Raw genomic sequence first — 18206 nt, 5'->3', positions numbered from 1 at the left:
GCTTTGCGGGGAGGGGGAGCGCCCCCGGGTCCCGCCTTCGGCGAGCCCGAGGACAAGCTCCGCGGTGGAGGGGCTCTTCACCACCGCACCGGCGCCTGTCATGTATCTCAGAGCCCCTCCGTCACGGCGCGAAGTCGCGCCGCGCCGCCTCCCCATCGCGGAGCGATGGGGAGGAGACTTCAAGGACCATCCCATGCGCCTCGCCCTTCTCGCCTCCGCCGCCGTCGTCGCAGTCGCCTTCGCCACTTCGGCCGGCGCCGAAGAAGGCATGTGGACCTACGACAACTTCCCCATCGCCCGCGCCAATCAGACGCTGGGGACCAATATCGACCAAGCCTTCCTGGACCGCGTCCGCCTGTCCTCGGTCAAGTTCGGCGGTTGTTCGGCGGGCGTGGTCTCGGGCCAGGGCCTGGTGATGACCAACAATCACTGCGTCGCCACCTGCGTCGCCAACCTGTCCACGCCCCAGGTCAACTACGCCGAGACCGGCTTCCTGCCGAAATCGCGCGAGGAAGAGCTGAAATGCCCCGGCGCCACCGCCGAGATCCTGACCGATATCTCGGACGTGACCGAGCGGATGCACAAGGCGGGCGAAGGGCTTGAAGGCCAGGCCTTCACCCAGGCCCGCGACGCCGAGGCCGGTCGGATCGAAAGCGAAGCCTGCGGAAACGACCCCAAGATCCGCTGCCAGGTCGTCAGCCTGTACCGGGGCGGCCAGTTCAAACTCTACAAGTACCGCAAATATTCCGACGTCCGCCTGGCCTGGGCGCCTGAGGATCGGGCCGCCACCTTCGGCGGCGATCTGGACAACTTCTCCTTCCCCCGCTTCGCCGTCGATGCGGCCTTCATCCGCCTGTACGAAGACGGAAAGCCGGTCGAGACCCCGACCCATTTCGCCTGGAACCCGAACAAGCCGACCGAGGGCGAGGCCGTCTTCATCTCCGGCAATCCCGGCGCCACCCAGCGCCTGCTGACCATGGACCAGCTGACCACCATTCGCGACGTGGTGCTGCCGCTGGACCAGCTGATCGCCTCGGAGCTGCGCGGCCGGCTGATCCGCTATTCCGAAGAGGGCGAGGAGCAGGCCTTCATCGCCATGGACCCGATCGTCGGTCTGGAAAACACCTATAAGCGCGGCCGCGGCCGCATGGCCGCCCTGATCGACCCGGCCTTCATGGCCAGAAAGGCCGAACAGGAGGCCGACTTCCGCGCCCGCGCCGCCGCCTCCGGCGTCGATCCCTGGTCGGCGCTCAGCGCGGTCCAGCCGGTCGCCCGCGAACTCTATCCCTCCATGGCCCTGCTGGAGGGCGGCACAGGCCTGGGCACGACCTCGGTCGCCGGGGGATCGCAACTGTTCAGCTATGCCCGCACCTTGGTGCGCGGCGCCCAGGAGCGGGCCAAGCCGTCCGACCAGCGTCTGCCCGAGTTCGCCGACAGCCGCCTGTCCGGCGTCGAATCCCGCCTGTTCGCCGAACGTCCCACCTATCCCGAGCTGGAGCAGATCCGGCTGGAATGGTGGCTGTCCAAGACCCGGGAGTGGCTGACGGTCGACAACCCTTCCGTCCGCACCCTGCTGGGCAAGGAAAGCCCCGAGGGCCTGTCGGCCCGCCTCGTCGCCGGCACGACCCTGGCCGACCCGGCCGTGCGCCGCACCCTGTGGACCGGCGGTCTGGCCGCGATCCAGGCCTCGACCGATCCGATGATCCAGTACGCCCTGGCGATCGACGCGGACGCCCGCGCCGTGCGCGACGCCTGGGAGACCCGCGTTCAGGCCCCGACCGACCGCGCCTCGGAACAGCTGGCGGCCGCCCGCTTCGCCGCCTATGGCGACGCCGTCTATCCCGACGCCACCGGCACGCTTCGCCTGACCTACGGACAGGTCGAAGGCTCCGACGTTCCCGGCCAGAGGTTCGCCGCCTTCACCACCTTCGCGAGCCTGTGGGACCGCGCCACGGGGGCCGAGCCCTTCGCCGTCGCGCCCAAATTGCTGGCGGCCAAGGACCGGATCGACCCGAACGCCGTCATGGACATGGCCGTCTCGACCGACACCATCGGCGGCTCGTCCGGTTCGCCCGCCATCAACGCCAAGGGCGAGATCATCGGCGCCAATTTCGACTCCACCGTCCTGACCCAGCGCAACGCCTACGGCTACGACCGCGCGGTCAACCGCAGCGTCATCGTCACCACCCAGGCCGTGACCGTGGCCCTGCGCGACGTCTATGGCCTAGACCATCTGGTGCAGGAGCTGGGCGTTTCCCGAGACCGGAGGCGGTGAGCGACATCGCCTTCCGCGCGGCGACGCCCGAAGACGTCGCCGCGCTTCATCCTCTGATCGAGCGGGCCTATCGGGGCGAGACGGCCAAGGCCGGCTGGACGCACGAGGCGGACCTGCTGTTCGACACCCGCACCAGCGCCGAAGAACTGTCGGCCCTGATCGCCGACCCCGACCGGGTCATCCTGCTGGCCCATAAGGACGGCGCCCTGGTCGGCTGCGTCCAGGTGGCCCGCGTCGACGACGAACGGGCCTATCTCGGAATGCTGACGGTCGAGCCCGGCCTGCAAGCCTCTGGCCTGGGGCGCCGTCTGCTGGCCGCCGCCGAGAGCGAGGCCGTGCCCCGCTTCGCCGCCCGCCGCATGGAAATGACCGTCATCCACCGCCGCGCCGAGCTGATCGCCTGGTACGAACGGCGCGGATACCATCTCACCGGCGAAACCCGCCCCTTCCCCGTGGACCCGCCCCGGCCGGACCTGCACTTCGTGGTGCTGGAGAAGGGACTCTAATTTCTTCCTTCTCCCATGGGGAGAAGGTGGCCCGAAGGGCCGGATGAGGGCCCGCCGGCGGGCCAGCTCGCACCGCCGCACCCTCGCCCTTTGGCTGCTGCGCGCCGCCCTTCGGGTCGGGCAAGACTGATCGCTACGCTCTCAGGCGCTCAAGCCCTCTCCCGCTGGGAGAGGAATCTTCGAAGACCTCCCCTTGCAAAACGGACACTCGTGTCCATTTAAGCGCGTCACCATGTCGCGCCCCGCCCCCAAACCCCTCCGCAAGGACGTCATCCACAACCGCGCCGCCCTGCTGGACGCCGCGCGCGCGGTCTTCGCCGACCAGGGTCTGGACGCGCCGCTGGACCTGATCGCGGAAAGGGCCGGCGTCGGACGCGGCACCCTGTATCGCCATTTCGCCGACCGCACCGAACTGGCCCTGGCGGTGCTCGAAGCCGACGTCGCCGACCTGGGCCGCCGCACCGCCGAACAGGGCGAGACGCCCGAGGTCTTCTTCTGGTTTCTGGACCGGCTGGCCGAGGACATGATCCGCAACGCCGGTCTGGCGGGGGTGGTGCGGAACGTGCGCTCGCCCGACGCGCTTACGCCCCTGCGGCAAAGCTTGATGGAGGCGGGCGCCGCCCCTCTGCAACGCGCCCAGGCGGCCGGTCTGGTGCGAAAGGATCTGCGGCCGATGGACATTCGCCTGATCGCCACCCTGCTGGGCGCCGGCTTCCAGGGCGCCGATGAAGCCGAGCGTCAGGCTGTGTCCCAGCGCACCCGCGCCCTCCTCATGGACGGCCTGCGCCCCCGGGCCGAGGCCTCCTGATGGCTCGTCGCGCCGATCACAACTGGCATCTGCCGTGGGACCAGTATCTGGCGACTCTGAAACCCCACGAGCGCCCGACCCTGCCCGGCTCGCCCGCCACGCCCGACCACACGGCCTGGCTGAGGCTTCAATACGCCCTGACCGGCGTCCTGGTGGCCCTGGTCGGCAGTCTGGGCAATGCGGCCGTCACCGCCAACCTCTCCAATCTTCAGGGGTCGTTGGGGATCACCCCGAGCGAGGCGGCCTGGTTGCCGGTCGTCTTCGTCATGACCAACGCCTGTATGAACCTGATCCTGTTCAAGTTCCGCCAGCAGTATGGCCTGCGCCTCTTCACCCAGATCTGTCTGACCGCCTTCGTCGTCACCTGCGCCGCCCACCTGGCGGTCGACAACTATGAATCGACCCTGTTCGTCCGCGCCGTGGCCGGCATGGCGGCGGCGGGCCTGTCCAGCCTGGGCTTCCTCTATATGATCCAGGCCTTCCCGGCCCAGCATCGGCTGAAGGGCCTGGTGATCGGCATCGGCCTGTCCAGCTTCGCCGTGCCCATCGCCCGCCTGATCATGCCCAGCCTGCTGGAGCTGAACGACTGGCGCGCCTTCTACACCTTCGAACTGGGCATGGCGCTGCTGGCCTGGGCGGCCGTCCAGGTGTTGCGCCTGCCCCCGTCCGAGCGGCTGAAACTGTTCGAGCCGCTCGACTTCCTCACCTTCGCCCTGTTCGCCCCCGGCGTGGCCCTGCTGGCCGCCGTTCTGGGCCTGGGCCGGATCGTCTGGTGGATAGAAGCGCCCTGGATCGGCTGGGCTTTGGCGGGGGCGATCCTGCTGCTGACCGCCGCCTTGACGGTCGAGTACAACCGCAGAAATCCGCTGATCAATGTCCGCTGGCTGAGCGGCCCCGACATCCTGCGCCTGTTCGGCGCCATCCTCTTGATCCGCCTGACTCTGTCGGAACAGACTTCAGGCGCCGTGGGCTTTCTGACCGTGGTGGGTCTGGGGCCGGATCAGCTGCACGGCCTGTTCCTGGTGATCCTGTTGGCCATGATGGCCGGGACGGCGGTCGCCGCCCTGACCCTGGACATGACGCGGCTGAACCTGCCCATCGCCATCGCGCTCGGTCTGATCGCCGTCGGCGCCTTCATCGACAGCCACGCCACCGTCCTGACCCGCCCGGCCCAGCTCTATCTCAGCCAGGCCCTGATCGCCTTCGCCTCGGCCCTGTTCGTCGGCCCGGCCCTGCTGATCGGGGTAGGCAAGGTGCTGCAACAGGGGGCGCGCAACATCATCAGCTTCATCGTCATGTTCAGCGTGCTTCAGAACCTGGGCGGCCTGGCCGGCTCGGCCCTGATCGGCACGATCCAGGTGGTGCGCGAGAAGTTCCATTCAAACCAGCTGGCCGCCGACATCACCAGCCTGGACCCCCAGGTGGTTCTACGCCTGCGCCAGCTGTCGGGCGCCTATTCGTCCACCATCACAGACCCCGCCCTGCTGAACGCCGAGGGCGCGGCTCTGCTGACGCGCCAGGTGACGCAACAGGCCAACGTCCTGGCCTATAACGACGTCTTCCTGATCATCGCCGGGGTCGCCGGCCTGGGCTGCGCCTGGGTGACGGCGGTCCATCTGCGCCCCCGCCTCAAGGCGCGCCGTCAGGCCAGACGTGACGCCCGAAACACGCCCACGCCCGACGCCGCAGCTGTCGCCGCCGCCGACTGATCTCCGAAAGCCCCGCATCCGATGACCGACACAGCCCCCGCTCCCTCCGCTCCGCCCGCCTCTGCCGCCCCTGCCGCGCCGGAACCCCGCAAGCGCGTCCTCTGGGCCGTGGTGGCGGCCGTCGTCGCCGTCTTCGCCGTCGGACTGGTTCTCTACGCCTGGCGGCTGCCGCCCTTCACCGGCCATATCCAGCGCACCGACAACGCCTATGTGCGCGGCCAGGTGACGATCATCAGCCCCCAGGTCAACGGCTATGTGACGGCCGTGCCGGTCCAGGACTTCCAGAGGGTCCAGCAAGGCCAGCTTCTGGCCCAGGTCGACGACCGCACTTACCGCCAGAAGCTGGAACAGGCCGAGGCCGCCCTGCACTCCGCAGAGGCGGCCCTGTCCAACTCGACCCAAAGCCAGGCGTCCGCGCGCGGCGCCGTGGCCCAGCAACGCGCCTCGATCGCCGCCGCCCAGGCCGCCCTGACCAAGGCCCAGGCCGACGCCGACCGCGCCCGCACACTGAAGGCCGGCGGCTGGGTGTCGCAATCCAATGTCGATATCGCCGTCGCCGCCCTGCGCAGCGCCCAGGCCCAGCTGGCCCAGGCCCAGGCCGCCGAGGGCGTGGCCCAGACCGGCGTCACCTCGGCCGTGGTGAACCGCGACAGCCTGGCCGCCGCCGTCGAGAACGCCCGCGCCGCCGTCCGCCTGGCCCAGATCGACCTGGCCAACACCCGCATCATCGCCCCCCGCTCCGGCCGCCTGGGCGAGATCGGCGTGCGCCAGGGCCAATACGTCACCGCCGGAACCCAGCTGATGGGTCTGGTCCCCGACGTGGTCTGGGTCACGGCCAATATGAAGGAGACCCAAATGCGCGACATCCGGGTCGGTCAGCCGGTCGAGATCACTGTCGACGCCTTGGGCGGTCAGAGCCTGCGCGGCCGCGTCGAACGCATCGCCCCCGCCGCCGGCAGCGAGTTCAGCGTCATCCGCCCCGACAACGCCACCGGCAACTTCACCAAGGTCGCCCAACGCATCCCCATCCGCATCCGGCTGGATTCCGGTCAACCGGCCCTGGAGCGCCTGTCGCCCGGCATGTCGGTGGTGGCCAGGGTGGATACCGGTCGCTGACGGAACCCGCCTGCGCGCCCCGCGCTCCCTCATCAGCAAGGGAGACCATCATGGATGACATTCAGACCGAGGGCCGCAAGAAGAACGGCGCTGAGCCGTTGGGCAAGCCGGACGCCCTGACGCCAGAGGCAGACGTGAAGAAGGTGGGCGACCAAGAGCGGCGCAGCGCCGGGCCCGACGGGCCTGATGCGGCCGAAGTGGGCGACACCTTCAAGCGACAGCCCTGATCGTCCCGGCCTGATCACTCCGGTCTGATTTCTCTCATGACCGGCCGGACGACAGGCGCGCGGCCAGCAGATGCACGTCGTGCGCCCGCATCCGTTCGAAATTGCCCAGACCCAGGGCCAAGGCGCGCATCACCTCGGTCTGGCGGGTGTGTTCGGGATGCTGCGGCAAGGACGCCTCGGCCCGCGCCAGCTCCGCATCCAGCTCGGCCATCATATCGGCCAGAATTCCGTCATTCATCTGATCCTCCGTCACGCCTCCGACCGCCGCAGTCGGTTTAAGCACGAGGAGAACAAATTAGGAACACGACACGCCGACGTCCTTGTGGACGATTGTGACTCTCGACGCACGAACGCCGGCGGCCCGAAGGACCGCCGGCGGCCTGCCTTCACTCCCCCCAAGGGGACGGAGGATTTTCTCTCGTCAGCTCTCGGCCTGCCAGCCGCCGGCGAGGGCGCGGAACAGGGCGATCTGGTAGGTGGTGACCAGGGCGTCGGACTGGGCCAGGGCGGCGTCGGCGGCGGCCTGGGTGCGTTCGGCGTCCAGCACCACCAGGAAGCTGTCGGCGCCGGCGTTGAAACGCTGACGCGACAGGGTGGCGGCGCGGGCGGCCTGGTCCCGCGCCTCGGTCAGGGCAGCGCGGCGGTCCAGTTCGTTGGCGTAGTTGCTGAGCGCCGTCTCGGTCTCCTGCAGGGCCGTCAGAACCGTCTGGTCGAAGGTCGCCAGGGCGGCGTCCGAGCGGGCGCCGGCGGCCTGGATCTGGGCGCGGGCGGCGAAGACGTTGGGGAAGGACCAGCTGATCAGCGGACCGAAGCTGAAGCGATAGTTCTGGTCGTCGCCCAGTTCGCTCGACTCCAGCGCCGTCGAGCCGAAGGAGCCGCCCAGGCTGATCTGCGGATACAGGTTGGCGGTCGCCACATTCACGCGGGCGGCGGCGGCGGCCAGATTGGCCTCGGCCTGACGCACGTCGGGACGACGCGCCAGCAGGGCGGCGCCGTCTCCGACCGGGATCGGCCGGCTGAGTTGCGGCGGCCGGACGCAGGCGGCGGCGGCCCGGTCAGCCTCGGCCGGGGTGCGGCCGGTCAGGGTGGCCAGGCGGAACAGGGCCTCGTTGCGGGAGGCCCGCAGGGTCGGCAGGGTCGCCGCCGTCTGGGCGAGGGCCGCGCGGGCGCTGGCCACGTCCAGACCGGTGCCCGCCCCGCCGTCGAGCAGGGTCTGGGTCAGGTTGGCGGTGTTGCGCTGAAGCTCCAGCGTCCGTTCGGCCACCGCGATCTGGGCGTTGGCCGAGCAGACGTCGGCATAGGCGCGGGCCGTCTCGGCCGCGACCGAGACCTGGACCGTGGCAAGAGCCGCCTCGGCCGCGCGGGCGTCGGCGCGGGCGGCGCGGATGGTGGATTCCACCCGTCCGAACAGATCGACCTCGTAGCTGGCCGCCAGACCGACGTCATAGGTGTCGATCTCGGGGGCGTCCTCGCCGGCGGGCAGGCCGGTGACGGTGGCGGCCGAGGCGCGGCTGCGCTGGGCCTGAGCGCTGGTCGTTGTGCTGGGGAAGCGGCCGACGCGGGCTTCGGACAGGGACGCTCGAACCGCGCGCAGATTGGCGAAGGCCGCCTCCAGCTCGTTGTTCTCGGCGAAGGCCTGACGGATCAGGCCGTCCAGGGTCGGATCGTCGTACAGCCGCCACCAGTCGTCGCGGGCCGGGGCCGCGGCGGTCACGGCCGGATTGGCCGCGCCGACGAAGCCGCCGGTCCCCGAGGTCGGCAGAGCCGCCTCGGGCGCCTTGGGCCCGACCGCGCAGGCGGCGAGCAGGGCGCCGGCGGCTGCGGCGGTCAGGAAGCTGAGGGTCTTGGTGCGGGTCATCAGATGTCCCCTCCCCGACCCGTGGCCGGAGCCGGCGCATTAGGATCGGTCAGGCTGGAAGTTTGATCGTAACGGACGGTCTCGGCGCCGGTGGGCGTCGGCGTCTTGCCCTGCGGCAGTTTGGACGACAGCCAGCGGGTGACGACATAGAAGACCGGGGTGAAGATCAGGCCGAAGAAGGTCACCCCCAGCATGCCGGAGAAGACCGCCGTGCCGAGCGACTGGCGCATTTCGGCGCCGGGCCCGCTCGCCAGCATCAGCGGCACGACGCCGAGGATGAAGGCGAAGGAGGTCATCAGGATCGGGCGCAGACGGGTCCGGGCCGCGGCCACGGCCGCGTCGAACCGGTTCATGCCCTGCTCTTCTTCGGCCTGTTTGGCGAACTCCACGATCAGGATGGCGTTCTTGGCCGCCAGCGCGATCAGAACCACCAGGCCGATCTGGACCAGGATGTTGTTGTCCAGCCCCCGCAGGTTCACACCGATGATGGCGGCCAGCAGACACATGGGCACGATCAGGATGACCGCCAGCGGAAGCGTGAAGGCTTCATACTGGGCCGCCAGCACCAGGAAGACGAAGACCACGGCCATCAGGAAGATCATGGTCGCGCCCGAACCGGCCGCCTTCTGCTGGTAGGCCAGCTCGGTCCACTCGTAGGTGAAGCCTTGCGGCAGGGTGCTGGTCGCCATCTGCTCCATGACCTGCAGGGCCTGGCCGGAGGAGACCCCCATGGCCGGATTGCCCTGCAGCTCGGACGCCGGGAACAGGTTGTAGCGGACCACGCGCGACGGGCCGGAGTCATTGACCAGATTGGCCACCGACCCGATCGGCACCATGGCCCCGCTGGAGGAGCGGGTCTTCAGGTTGGCGATATCGGCGATGTCGTCGCGGTACTGGGGCTCGGCCTGGGCGGTCACCCGATAGGTGCGGCCCAGAAGGTTGAAGTCGTTGACGTAGGACGAGCCCAGATAGACGCCGAGGGTATCGAAGACGGCGCTGGGCTGGACGCCCATCATCAGGGCCTTGTCGCGATCGACGTCGGCCGAGATGCGGGGCGAGCCGGTGTTGTAGGTCGAGAAGACCTGGCTGACCTGATCCGGGGCCTGGGCGGCGGCGCCCATCATGGCGAAGGTCGCCCCCTCCAGCGCGCGGTAGCCGGCGCCCGAGGTGTCCTGGATCATCATCTTGAAGCCGTTGCCGTTGCCCAGACCCTGGACCGCCGGCGGGGCGATGACGAAGATCTGCGCGTCCTCGATCTGACCCGTGGCCTGGGTGATGGCCCCGGCCAGGGCGGCGGCGGCCTCTTCCTTGGAGCGTTCTTCGAAGGGATCGAGGCGCACGAAGATGGTGGCGGCGTTCGATCCGAACGAGAAGCTGGCGCCGTCCAGGCCCGCGAAGGCCACGGTGCCGTTGACCCCGTCGGTGCCCTCGATGATCTGACGGGCGCGGGTCATCACCGCCTCCGTCCGGTCCAGGGAGGCGCCGGCCGGCAGCTGAATCACGCCGATCAGGAAGCCCTGATCCTGTTCGGGAATGAAGCCCGAGGGGGTGTCGACCAGACGCCAGGCGGTCAGGCCCAACAGACCGGCGTACAGGATCAGCACGATGCCGACCGTGCGCACCAGACGCGCCGTCAGACGACCATAGCGGTCCGACAGCCAGTCGAAGCCCTCGTTGAACTTCCGTCCGCCCCAGCCGACGTAATAGACGGCGGTCCCCAGGACGCCGGGCTTGCGCACCGGGCCGTGGTCCTTGTCGTGCGGCTTCAGCAACAGGGCGGCCATGGCCGGCGACAGGGTCAGGGAGACGAACAGGGAGATGACCGAGGCCGAGGCGATGACCACGGCGAACTGGCGGTAGAAGATGCCCGGAATGCCCGGCACGAACATGGTCGGCACGAACACCGACACCAGCACCAGGCCGATGGCGATCAGGGCGCCCGAGACCTCCTGCATCGATCGATAGGCGGCTTCCTTGGGCGACAGACCCTCGCTGATCGCCCGCTCCACATTCTCGACCACGACGATGGCGTCATCGACGACGATGCCGACCGCCAGAACCAGAGCGAACAGGGACAGGGAGTTGATCGAATAGCCGAGCGCCAGCTGCACTGCGAAGGTGCCGACCAGGGCGACCGGGATGGCCACGATCGGAATGATGGCCGCGCGCCAGGTCTGAAGGAAGACCATGACCACGATCACGACCAGGACCACGGCCTCGATCAGGGTGTGCTGAACCGACTCAACCGAGGCGGCGACAAATTCGGTGGGGTTGTAGGGCACCGAGACCTGCATCCCGGCCGGCAGTTCGGCCTTGACGGCCTCGACCTCGGCCAGGACCCGATCGGCGGTGCCGAGCGCATTAGCGCCCGGCTGCTGCACGATGGCCAGGCCGACGCCGCGCTGGCCGTCAAAGAAGCCGCGAATGCCGTAGTCCTGGGCCCCCAGTTCGATCCGCGCCACGTCGCGCAGATAGGTGACACGGCCCTCGCTGTCGGTCTTCAGAACGACGTTGGAGAACTGGTCGGGATCGGTCAGACGGCCTTGGACCTGGACCGGCAGTTGGAAGGCCGAGGCGCTGTTCGGGAAGGGCGGCTGGCCGATGGAGCCGGCGGCGGCCTGGACGTTCTGGGCCCGCAGGGCGGCGACGATGTCCGGCCCGGTCAGGCCGCGCTCGGCCGCCTTGGCCGGGTCGATCCAGACCCGCATCGAATAGTTGCCGCCGCCGAAGACCTGGACCGCGCCCACGCCTTCGATCCGCAGCAGGCGGTCCCGCAGGGTCGAGTTGGCGTAGTTGCCGACATAGTCGTTGTTCAGCGAGCCGTCGGGCGAGGTCAGCCCCAGGATCATCAGGAAGCCGCTCTCGGCCTTGTTGACGACCACGCCGGTTTGGCGGACCGCCTCGGGCAGACGCGGTTCGGCCAGGGCCACGCGGTTCTGGACGAGCACCTGGGCGGCGTCCAGATCGGTGCCCGGCTGGAAGGTGACGGTGATCGCCACCGCCCCGTCCGAGGTGGACGAGGAGGTGATGTAGAGCATGTCCTCGACGCCGTTCACCTCCTGCTCGATGGGGGCGGCGACGGTCTCGGCCAAGGTTTCGGCCGAGGCGCCGGGATAGGCGGCGTTGATGGTGATCGTCGGCGGCGCGATCTCCGGATACTGCGACAGGGGCAGCAGCGGATAGGCGAAGACGCCGACAATGGTGATCACCACCGCGATCACGGCCGCGAAGATCGGCCGGTCGATGAAGAAGCGGGATATGTTCATGGCTTAGTCGCCGGTCGAAAGGCTGGTGGCGAACGAGGCGGTGGAGGCCGGGGCCGCCTGGGTGACCGGGGCGTCCGGCGCCTGTTGGGCGACGGGTTGGATCTTGCCGGTCTTGGGCGTGACCTTGGAGCCCGGCTGGGCGGCGCGTTGCAGGCCGGCGATGATGACGCGGTCGGTCGGGGCCAGACCCGACTTGATCACGCGCAAACCTTGGACGATCGGACCCAGTTCGACGGGCTTGGTCGTGACCGACCCGTCGGCGTTGACGACCGAGACGACGCGGCGCGCCTGATCGGTGCCGACGGCGGTGTCGGGCACCAGCAGGGCGTCATAGGAGCCGGCGCCGGCGACCTGGGCGCGGCCGAACAGGCCGGGCCGCAGGAAGCCGTCGGCGTTCGGCACAATGGCGCGCATGCGGATCACGCCGGACGAGGTGTCCAGGGCGTTGTCCGAAAAGTCCAGCCGGCCGGTGCGGGTGAAGCCGCTCTCGTCCTGCAGGCGGATGCGAACCGGGGAGCCCTGGCTGGCGCCGCCGTCTCGCATATATTTCAACAGCACCGCTTCCGAACCGTCGAAGACGAAGTGGATCGGACCGCCCGAGACGATGGTGGTCAGGACGTCGCCCGCCGAGGAGCCGCCGGCAACCAGATTGCCCGGATCGACGCGACGATCCGAGACCCGGCCCGAGGTCGGCGCCGTGACGCGGGTGTATTCCAGGTTCAGCTGGGCGGTGCGAACGGCGGCGTTGGCCGCCGCGAGATTGGCCTGGGCCGCATCGACCGCCGCCTTGTTGGCGTCATATTCGGCCCGGGAAACGGCCTGGGAGGCCAGCAGGGTCTCGCTGCGCGCCAGATTGGCGCGGGCCAGGGTCAGCTGCGACTGCATCTGGGCGACCTGGGCCTGGGCCTGGGCCAGGGCGGCCTGGGCGGGGCGCGGGTCCAGGGTGAAGAGCAGCTGGCCCTTCTGGACCATCTGGCCGTCGCGGAAATGGACCGCCTGGATATAGCCGCCGACGCGGGCGCGGACATCCACGCTCTCGATCGCTTCGAAGCGTCCCGTGAACTCGTCCCAGTCCACCACCTTCTGCTGCAGAGGCGTGGCCACCGTCACCGGCGGGGCGCCGCCGGGCGCCTGGCCCTCGGCCTTGGGGGAACATCCATAAAGCGCGCCCGTCACCATGACGGACACGGCCGCAATCTTCAGCCCGCGCATCTGCGCAATCTCCCTGTCGGAGGTAAATCCCTGTCGTGCGGATGAGGACCGGTGGGGAGCCGGCCTTGTCAACGCATGGTGACTTAATGGGTGGCGTCGTGACGCTTGTCAACAGGCGTTGACAAAGCCATATGGAGGCTACGGTTATTCATTCTGGAGTGTCGCCCCCTTGTTATGTCCCGGCCCCCGCCCGAGGAACGCCGCCGCCACCCGCACGGCCATCCTCGAAGCAGCACGCGACCGTTTCGCGGCCGAGAGCTATGACGATGTGGGCATGCGCGACATCGCCCGCGACGTCGGCGTCGATGCGGCCCTGATCAGCCGCTATTTCGGCTCCAAGGACGATCTGTTCCTGGCGGCCCTGGACAGCTGCAGCGACGGCAGCACCCTGATGTCGGGCGACAAGTCCGAGTTCGGCCGGCGCGTCGCCCACGAGATCGTCTTCGAGCCCAAGAAGGCTGAAAAGCTGAAGGGCATGGCGATCATGCTGCGCTCCATCGGCTCGAACAAGGCCGCTGAAATGGTTCAGAACACCTGCACGGCCCGCTTCTTCGGCCCGCTTGAGGAATGGATCAGCGGACCAGACGCCCGGGTCCGCGCCCGCCTCTTGGCCGGTTTCATCATGGGGATGTCGGTCAGCCGCGAACTGGGCGGCGGCAGTTTCAACATCGACCAGGCCGACTGCGAAAAGATGCGCGACCGCCTGGCCCCGATCCTTCAGGGCCTGATCGACGGCTGACCGTCCGCGCGGAATTGAAAAGGGCGCGGAGATGGCTCTCCGCGCCCTTTGTCGTGTCTGAAGACCGGCCTCAGTGCGAGACGGTGGTCGTCACCTCGGTCTTGGCCTTGGTGCGGATGCAGGCCACGGCGAAGATCGTCAGGCCGACATAGCCCAGCATCGGCACGACGAAGGCCGGCTGAAGCGCGCCGGCGGCGTCGGCGATGCGCGCCGCCACCTGGGGCAGCAGGGCGCCGCCGATGATGCCGAAGACCAACAGGCCCGAGGTGGCCGAGGTGGGGGCGGTGGACCGCTCCAGGGTCAGGGTGAAGATGGTCGGGAACATGATCGAGTTGAACAGGCCGATCGACAGGGCCGCATAGGCCGCCGTCGGTCCGCCGATCCGGCTGACGACGAAGCAGAGGACCGCCGCCGTCACGGTGCAGACCGCCAGGACGATTCCCGGCCGGACCTGGGTCAGGACGGCCGAGCCGATGAAGCGGCCGACCATGGCGCCGCCCCAGTAGAGGGCGACCATCTTGCCCGCAGTCTCGATGGGGGCGTTCAGGATTTCGGGGCTTTCCAGGAAGTTGGTCAGCATGCCGCCGATGGCCACTTCAGAACCGACGTAGAGGAAGATGGCCAGGGCGCCGAAGATGGCCCAGGGCGAAGACAGAGCCTTCAGCGGGGAGACCGCCTCGGTCGAGGCCGGCGCCGCCGCATTGATCTTCTTGCGGGCGGTGAAGATGAAGAAGGCCACCACGGCGAAGAAGGCGCCCATGCCCAGGAAGGCCATGTCGATGCTGCGCAGCGACTGGGTGCGGGTGGCGGCCGTGACCACGGCGCCGGCGGCGAAGACGCCGCCCGTCAACAGGACGTGCGACCCCAGCCACGGACCGACCGTGGTGCCCAGGGAGTTGAAGGCCTGGGACAGATTGAGACGGCTGGAGGCGCCCTTGGGCGCGCCCAGTTCAGCCACCAGCGGATTGGCCGCGACCTGAAGCAGGGTGACGCCCGAGGCGATGACGAACAGGGCGATCAGCACGCCCGGATACCAGTCGGCGGCCGTCGCGGCCGGCACGATCAGACAGCCCGCCACCATGACGACCAGGGCGCCGATGATCGAACGGCTGTAGCCCAGCCGGCCCAGCACCGCCGCCGCCGGCAGGGACATCAGTCCATAGGCGATGAACCAGGCGAAGGTCGTCAGAAAGGCCTCGGCATTGTTCAGATCGAACACCCGCTTCACCGCCGCGATCAGCGGATCGATCAGCGAGGTGGCGAAGCCCCAGGCGAAGAAGAGCGTGGTGACATAGGCGAAGGCCAGGCCTGTGCCCTGACGTCTTGCGGCCTCTGGTGCGGACATGAATATTCCCCCTTACGGATGATACGAAGACGCCGCGCTGTGCCCGCGCGGTTCTGATCGCCTTGGTTCGGCCATAGCGGACGCGCCGTCCAGCGGAAAAAGGGCGCCTGTAACCAAACTTTGGCGCGCAGTGGGCCCACAGAAGAAAAAGGCCGCCTCGTTTCCGAGGCGGCCACAGTTTGCTCAGGGGAGAAATCAGAAGCGGTAGTTCATGCCCACCGCGAAGGTCCGGCCGTAGCTCTGATAGTCGATGGTCCGGCGCTCATCGCCGTTTTCGAAGGTCTTGAACGGCTCGTCGGTCAGGTTGTTGACCTGGGCCAGGATCGACAGGCCTTCCAGCGGACCGGATTGGAATTCGTAGCCGATCTGGGCGTCGACCACGGTTTCCGCCGCGACCGACCGCAGGGTGCGGCCGTTGCCGAAGCCGGCGACCTCGCCCAGGAAGTCCGACCGGTAGCGACCCGAGACCCGCGCCTGGAAGCCGTAACGCTCATAATAGAGGGTGCCGTTGACCACCGTCTCCGACAGGCCCGGCAGGGTGGTCGGGGCCTGGGTCGGGTCGGGCTGGACCTCGCTGTCGGTCGCCGAGGCGCTGAAGACGCCCCCGAAGCCTTCGAGCGCGGGGTGGAGCAGGTCGAACGGAGCCGACACCGAGAACTCCAGACCCTTGATCCAGCCGCCGTCGCCGTTGTCCGGCGCACCGACCAGACCTTGGCGCAGAGCCGGTTCGGGGTTGGTCGGCGAGATCACGCCGATCGGATAGCCGCTGAAGTCGAAGATCTGGTTGCGGTTATAGACGTAGGTTTCGAGGTGTTTGTAGAAGCTGGCCAGCGAGACATAGCCTCGGCGGTTGGCGAAATACTTCTCGAACGACAGGTCCGCGACGTCGGCGATATAGGGCCGCAGTTCCGGATTGCCGCCGCCGCCGCCCCACGGCGAACGGTTGATGTCCGTCGATTGGGCCAGGCTGGTGTTGTAGCTGTAGTTCCGCGAGGCGCGCATGTCGTCCATTCGCGGACGCGCCAGGGTGCGCGAGACCGCAAAGCGGGCGAACAGGTCGTCGCCGACCTCCAGGATGAAGTTGGAGCTTGGCAGGATTTCCAGATATTCCGCACCGCCGTTGACGGCGATCGTTTCGGCCACGCCGGGACCCACCTGACGGGCCGAGAAGCCGCTGGAGCTCTGATCCGTATAGACGAACTGCATGCCGACATTGCCGGTCAGGGGCATGCCGAACAGTTCGTGGTCGATGTTGGCGCGGATATAGGCGGTAGAGACCTTTTCGGTCACTTCCCAGTTGCCGGCGGCGACGTCGGCGTTGGGGTTGCGAACCCGATCCAGCAGGCCGCTGTTGACCACGCCCAGGGCGTCATAGCTCAGCACCTGCGAGATGCCGAGATAGCCCAGGTCGGTCGGGGCCAGCAGATATTGCGACGGCACGAACAGATCGCCGCCGCCGGGGACGCCGATATAGTACTGGTCGTTGACGAAGCTCTTGTTGCGCTCGGTATAGTTCAGGCCGAAGTCGATGGAGCTGAACGGGCTCTGGTGCAGAGTCCGCTTGGCGGTGATGCGGGCCGCCTTCAGCTCGTCCTCGATCGAGGGCGTGTTCATATAGCCGACCTGGCCGCCCGGAATGACGTCCGAACCCCAGCCCTGGGCCGAGGTGATGCGGATCAGGCTGGCGTCGGCGTAGTCGAGCCGGCTGTTGAACCGGGTCACCCCGTCGTCGGTCAGTTCAAAGCCCAGGGTGTCCAGGGCGCCGTTGATGTTGCGGCCCGTCCCGGCGTTGGTCTCCAGGATGATGTCGTCACGCTCGACCTTCGAATAGCTGAGGTCCAGACCCAGGGTCCAATCGTCATTGGCGACGAATTCGGTGTTCCAGCCCAGGGCGGTGATGTTGCTGTCGCGCTTGTTCAGGTCGTTGCGGACCACGCCCTTGATGTTGTCCCAGGTGCCGGCGACGATCAGGCCGTCTTCCACGGTGTAGCCGGGGCGCAGCGACGGCGCCGGACGGCAGACGGGCGAGGCGACGTTGACGGTGCAGTCGCCCGACGATCCGCCCCAAGCCAGCGGGAATTCGATGCCGCGCAGAACCTGGGTGTTCTTGAACTCGGAATAGAAGGCGTCGATCGTCGAATGGATGCGGTCGTTCGGGCGCCATTCCAGCACGCCCATATAGCCGTCGCGCTCCAGCTCCGAGGACATGACGTAGGGCTTGACCCCGCCGGTCAGCAGATTGCCGTCGGAATAGGTGGGATAGCCCCAGGCGTTGAACCGCTCGGACTGATAGGGCGAGCTCATGTGGGCGTAGCCCAGGGCGACGCCCAGGGTGCCGTCCATGAACTGGTCGATGTAGGAGACGGTGTAGCGGTCGCCGCTGTCGGTCGTGCCCGAGTTCAGGGCGCCGATGTCGTTCCACTCATGCCGATAGTTCAGGGCGATCGCCTGACGGCCGTAGGCCAGGGGCCGCACGGTGCGCAGATCGACCGAGCCCGCCAGACCCTGACCCAGCAGGGCCGCATCCGGGGTCTTGTAGACGACGACGCTGCCCAGCAGTTCCGACGGGAACTGGTCGAATTCGACGCCGCGGTTGTCGCCGGTGGTGACCAGTTCGCGGCCGTTCAGCAGGGCGGTGGTGAAATCCGGGCCCAGGCCGCGGATGGAGATCTGCTGGCTGCGGCCGTCAAGGCGCTGCATCGTCACGCCGGGCAGACGCGCCAGGGATTCGGCGATCGAGACGTCCGGCAGCTTGCCGATGTCCTCGGCCGAAATGACTTCGACGATCGAGGTGTTGTTGGCCTTGGCCGAGATCGAGGCCTCGATCGAGCGGCGGATGCCGGTGACGACGATTTCGCCGACTTCGGTCGGCGCTTGGTCAGCCTGAGCGGCGGTGGTCGCGGTTTGAGCCTGCGCCGCCCCGACGGCGACGAAGGCGGCGGCGCCGACAGCAGCGCCCGACAGCAGGCGCACGCGCCGGTTAAGACGTTGAGACATGGTCATCCTCCCTGGGGCCGCCGCGATTCTGAATGTCGCAGCCGAAGCCTTCGCAAAAATATGCAAATCTTCGACAAGGTTGCAAGCCGTTAATGTGGACGACGCATTTTCGTCGCACACGCCGAGGCCGCGAAAGCCCCATATACGC

General features: G+C 68.3%; 13 protein-coding genes. 7 read left to right on the top strand and 6 right to left on the bottom strand.

Annotated features, from left to right (window positions below):
* Nucleotides 1-193 precede the first annotated feature (193 nt).
* The 6 genes from JMT67_RS15765 to JMT67_RS15740 all read left to right on the top strand — a co-directional run bounded on the left by JMT67_RS15765 (nucleotide 194) and on the right by JMT67_RS15740 (nucleotide 6641).
* Complete coding sequence (locus JMT67_RS15765; protein ID WP_201464146.1) at nucleotides 194-2275, top strand: S46 family peptidase; 2082 nt, start codon at nucleotides 194-196, stop codon at nucleotides 2273-2275.
* Nucleotides 2272-2781 (top strand): GNAT family N-acetyltransferase, encoded by a 510-nt coding sequence (locus tag JMT67_RS15760; protein WP_201464145.1) that lies wholly within the window; start codon nucleotides 2272-2274, stop codon nucleotides 2779-2781. The genes JMT67_RS15765 and JMT67_RS15760 overlap by 4 nt, the downstream gene beginning before the upstream one ends.
* Nucleotides 2782-3013: 232 nt before the next feature.
* Entirely contained in the window at nucleotides 3014-3589 is a 576-nt protein-coding gene (locus tag JMT67_RS15755; protein WP_201464144.1) for a TetR/AcrR family transcriptional regulator, read from the top strand.
* Nucleotides 3589-5298 carry an MFS transporter gene (locus JMT67_RS15750; protein ID WP_201464143.1) on the top strand — a complete coding sequence of 570 codons (1710 nt, stop codon included), beginning with the start codon at nucleotides 3589-3591 and terminating at the stop codon, nucleotides 5296-5298. The genes JMT67_RS15755 and JMT67_RS15750 overlap by 1 nt, the downstream gene beginning before the upstream one ends.
* Before the next feature lie 21 nt (nucleotides 5299-5319).
* The gene (locus JMT67_RS15745) at nucleotides 5320-6414 is read left to right on the top strand and encodes an HlyD family secretion protein (RefSeq protein ID WP_233455952.1); all 1095 of its coding nucleotides are present in this window, start codon (nucleotides 5320-5322) and stop codon (nucleotides 6412-6414) included.
* A gap of 50 nt (nucleotides 6415-6464) precedes the next feature.
* Nucleotides 6465-6641 carry a hypothetical protein gene (locus JMT67_RS15740; protein ID WP_182714330.1) on the top strand — a complete coding sequence of 59 codons (177 nt, stop codon included), beginning with the start codon at nucleotides 6465-6467 and terminating at the stop codon, nucleotides 6639-6641.
* A 34-nt stretch (nucleotides 6642-6675) separates the two neighbouring features.
* Here JMT67_RS15740 and JMT67_RS15735 read toward each other — a convergent pair whose 3' ends face one another.
* The 4 genes from JMT67_RS15735 to JMT67_RS15720 form a co-directional block, all read right to left on the bottom strand.
* On the bottom strand, nucleotides 6676-6879 hold the full coding sequence (locus tag JMT67_RS15735) for a hypothetical protein (RefSeq protein WP_054764938.1): 204 nt from the start codon (nucleotides 6877-6879) through the stop codon (nucleotides 6676-6678).
* Between the two features lie 183 nt (nucleotides 6880-7062).
* Nucleotides 7063-8499, bottom strand: coding sequence for an efflux transporter outer membrane subunit (locus JMT67_RS15730; RefSeq protein ID WP_201464142.1), 1437 nt, complete (start codon nucleotides 8497-8499; stop codon nucleotides 7063-7065).
* Nucleotides 8499-11765, bottom strand: a complete 3267-nt coding sequence (locus tag JMT67_RS15725) for an efflux RND transporter permease subunit (RefSeq protein ID WP_054764936.1) — start codon at nucleotides 11763-11765, stop codon at nucleotides 8499-8501. The genes JMT67_RS15730 and JMT67_RS15725 overlap by 1 nt, the downstream gene beginning before the upstream one ends.
* A gap of 3 nt (nucleotides 11766-11768) precedes the next feature.
* Nucleotides 11769-12977, bottom strand: a complete 1209-nt coding sequence (locus JMT67_RS15720) for an efflux RND transporter periplasmic adaptor subunit (protein WP_054764935.1) — start codon at nucleotides 12975-12977, stop codon at nucleotides 11769-11771.
* A 169-nt stretch (nucleotides 12978-13146) separates the two neighbouring features.
* On the opposite strand from JMT67_RS15720, the gene JMT67_RS15715 reads away from it, so the two are divergent.
* Nucleotides 13147-13716, top strand: coding sequence for a TetR/AcrR family transcriptional regulator (locus JMT67_RS15715; RefSeq protein WP_182714328.1), 570 nt, complete (start codon nucleotides 13147-13149; stop codon nucleotides 13714-13716).
* A gap of 70 nt (nucleotides 13717-13786) precedes the next feature.
* Here the strand turns inward: JMT67_RS15715 and JMT67_RS15710 are convergent, their stop codons facing one another.
* A complete protein-coding gene (locus tag JMT67_RS15710) occupies nucleotides 13787-15061 on the bottom strand; it encodes a sugar MFS transporter (RefSeq protein WP_201464141.1) in 1275 nt (424 codons plus the stop codon).
* Between the two features lie 195 nt (nucleotides 15062-15256).
* Complete coding sequence (locus JMT67_RS15705) at nucleotides 15257-18058, bottom strand: TonB-dependent receptor (protein WP_201464140.1); 2802 nt, start codon at nucleotides 18056-18058, stop codon at nucleotides 15257-15259.
* Nucleotides 18059-18206 lie beyond the last annotated feature (148 nt).

Source organism: Brevundimonas aurantiaca (genome assembly GCF_904830995.1).
Lineage (GTDB): Bacteria > Pseudomonadota > Alphaproteobacteria > Caulobacterales > Caulobacteraceae > Brevundimonas > Brevundimonas aurantiaca.
Note: the sequence above shows the minus strand (reverse complement) of the source record. Positions and strands in the feature narration are given on the sequence as shown.

What these genes read in the sequence shown, in the direction of transcription:
- JMT67_RS15745 (WP_233455952.1), top strand. Translation starts at nt 5,320, where the DNA reads ATGACCGACACAGCCCCCGCTCCCTCCGCTCCGCCCGCCTCTGCCGCC.
- JMT67_RS15720 (WP_054764935.1), bottom strand. Translation starts at nt 12,977, where the DNA reads ATGCGCGGGCTGAAGATTGCGGCCGTGTCCGTCATGGTGACGGGCGCG.
- JMT67_RS15735 (WP_054764938.1), bottom strand. Translation starts at nt 6,879, where the DNA reads ATGAATGACGGAATTCTGGCCGATATGATGGCCGAGCTGGATGCGGAG.
- JMT67_RS15755 (WP_201464144.1), top strand. Translation starts at nt 3,014, where the DNA reads ATGTCGCGCCCCGCCCCCAAACCCCTCCGCAAGGACGTCATCCACAAC.
- JMT67_RS15710 (WP_201464141.1), bottom strand. Translation starts at nt 15,061, where the DNA reads ATGTCCGCACCAGAGGCCGCAAGACGTCAGGGCACAGGCCTGGCCTTC.
- JMT67_RS15705 (WP_201464140.1), bottom strand. Translation starts at nt 18,058, where the DNA reads ATGTCTCAACGTCTTAACCGGCGCGTGCGCCTGCTGTCGGGCGCTGCT.
- JMT67_RS15730 (WP_201464142.1), bottom strand. Translation starts at nt 8,499, where the DNA reads ATGACCCGCACCAAGACCCTCAGCTTCCTGACCGCCGCAGCCGCCGGC.
- JMT67_RS15725 (WP_054764936.1), bottom strand. Translation starts at nt 11,765, where the DNA reads ATGAACATATCCCGCTTCTTCATCGACCGGCCGATCTTCGCGGCCGTG.
- JMT67_RS15740 (WP_182714330.1), top strand. Translation starts at nt 6,465, where the DNA reads ATGGATGACATTCAGACCGAGGGCCGCAAGAAGAACGGCGCTGAGCCG.
- JMT67_RS15750 (WP_201464143.1), top strand. Translation starts at nt 3,589, where the DNA reads ATGGCTCGTCGCGCCGATCACAACTGGCATCTGCCGTGGGACCAGTAT.
- JMT67_RS15765 (WP_201464146.1), top strand. Translation starts at nt 194, where the DNA reads ATGCGCCTCGCCCTTCTCGCCTCCGCCGCCGTCGTCGCAGTCGCCTTC.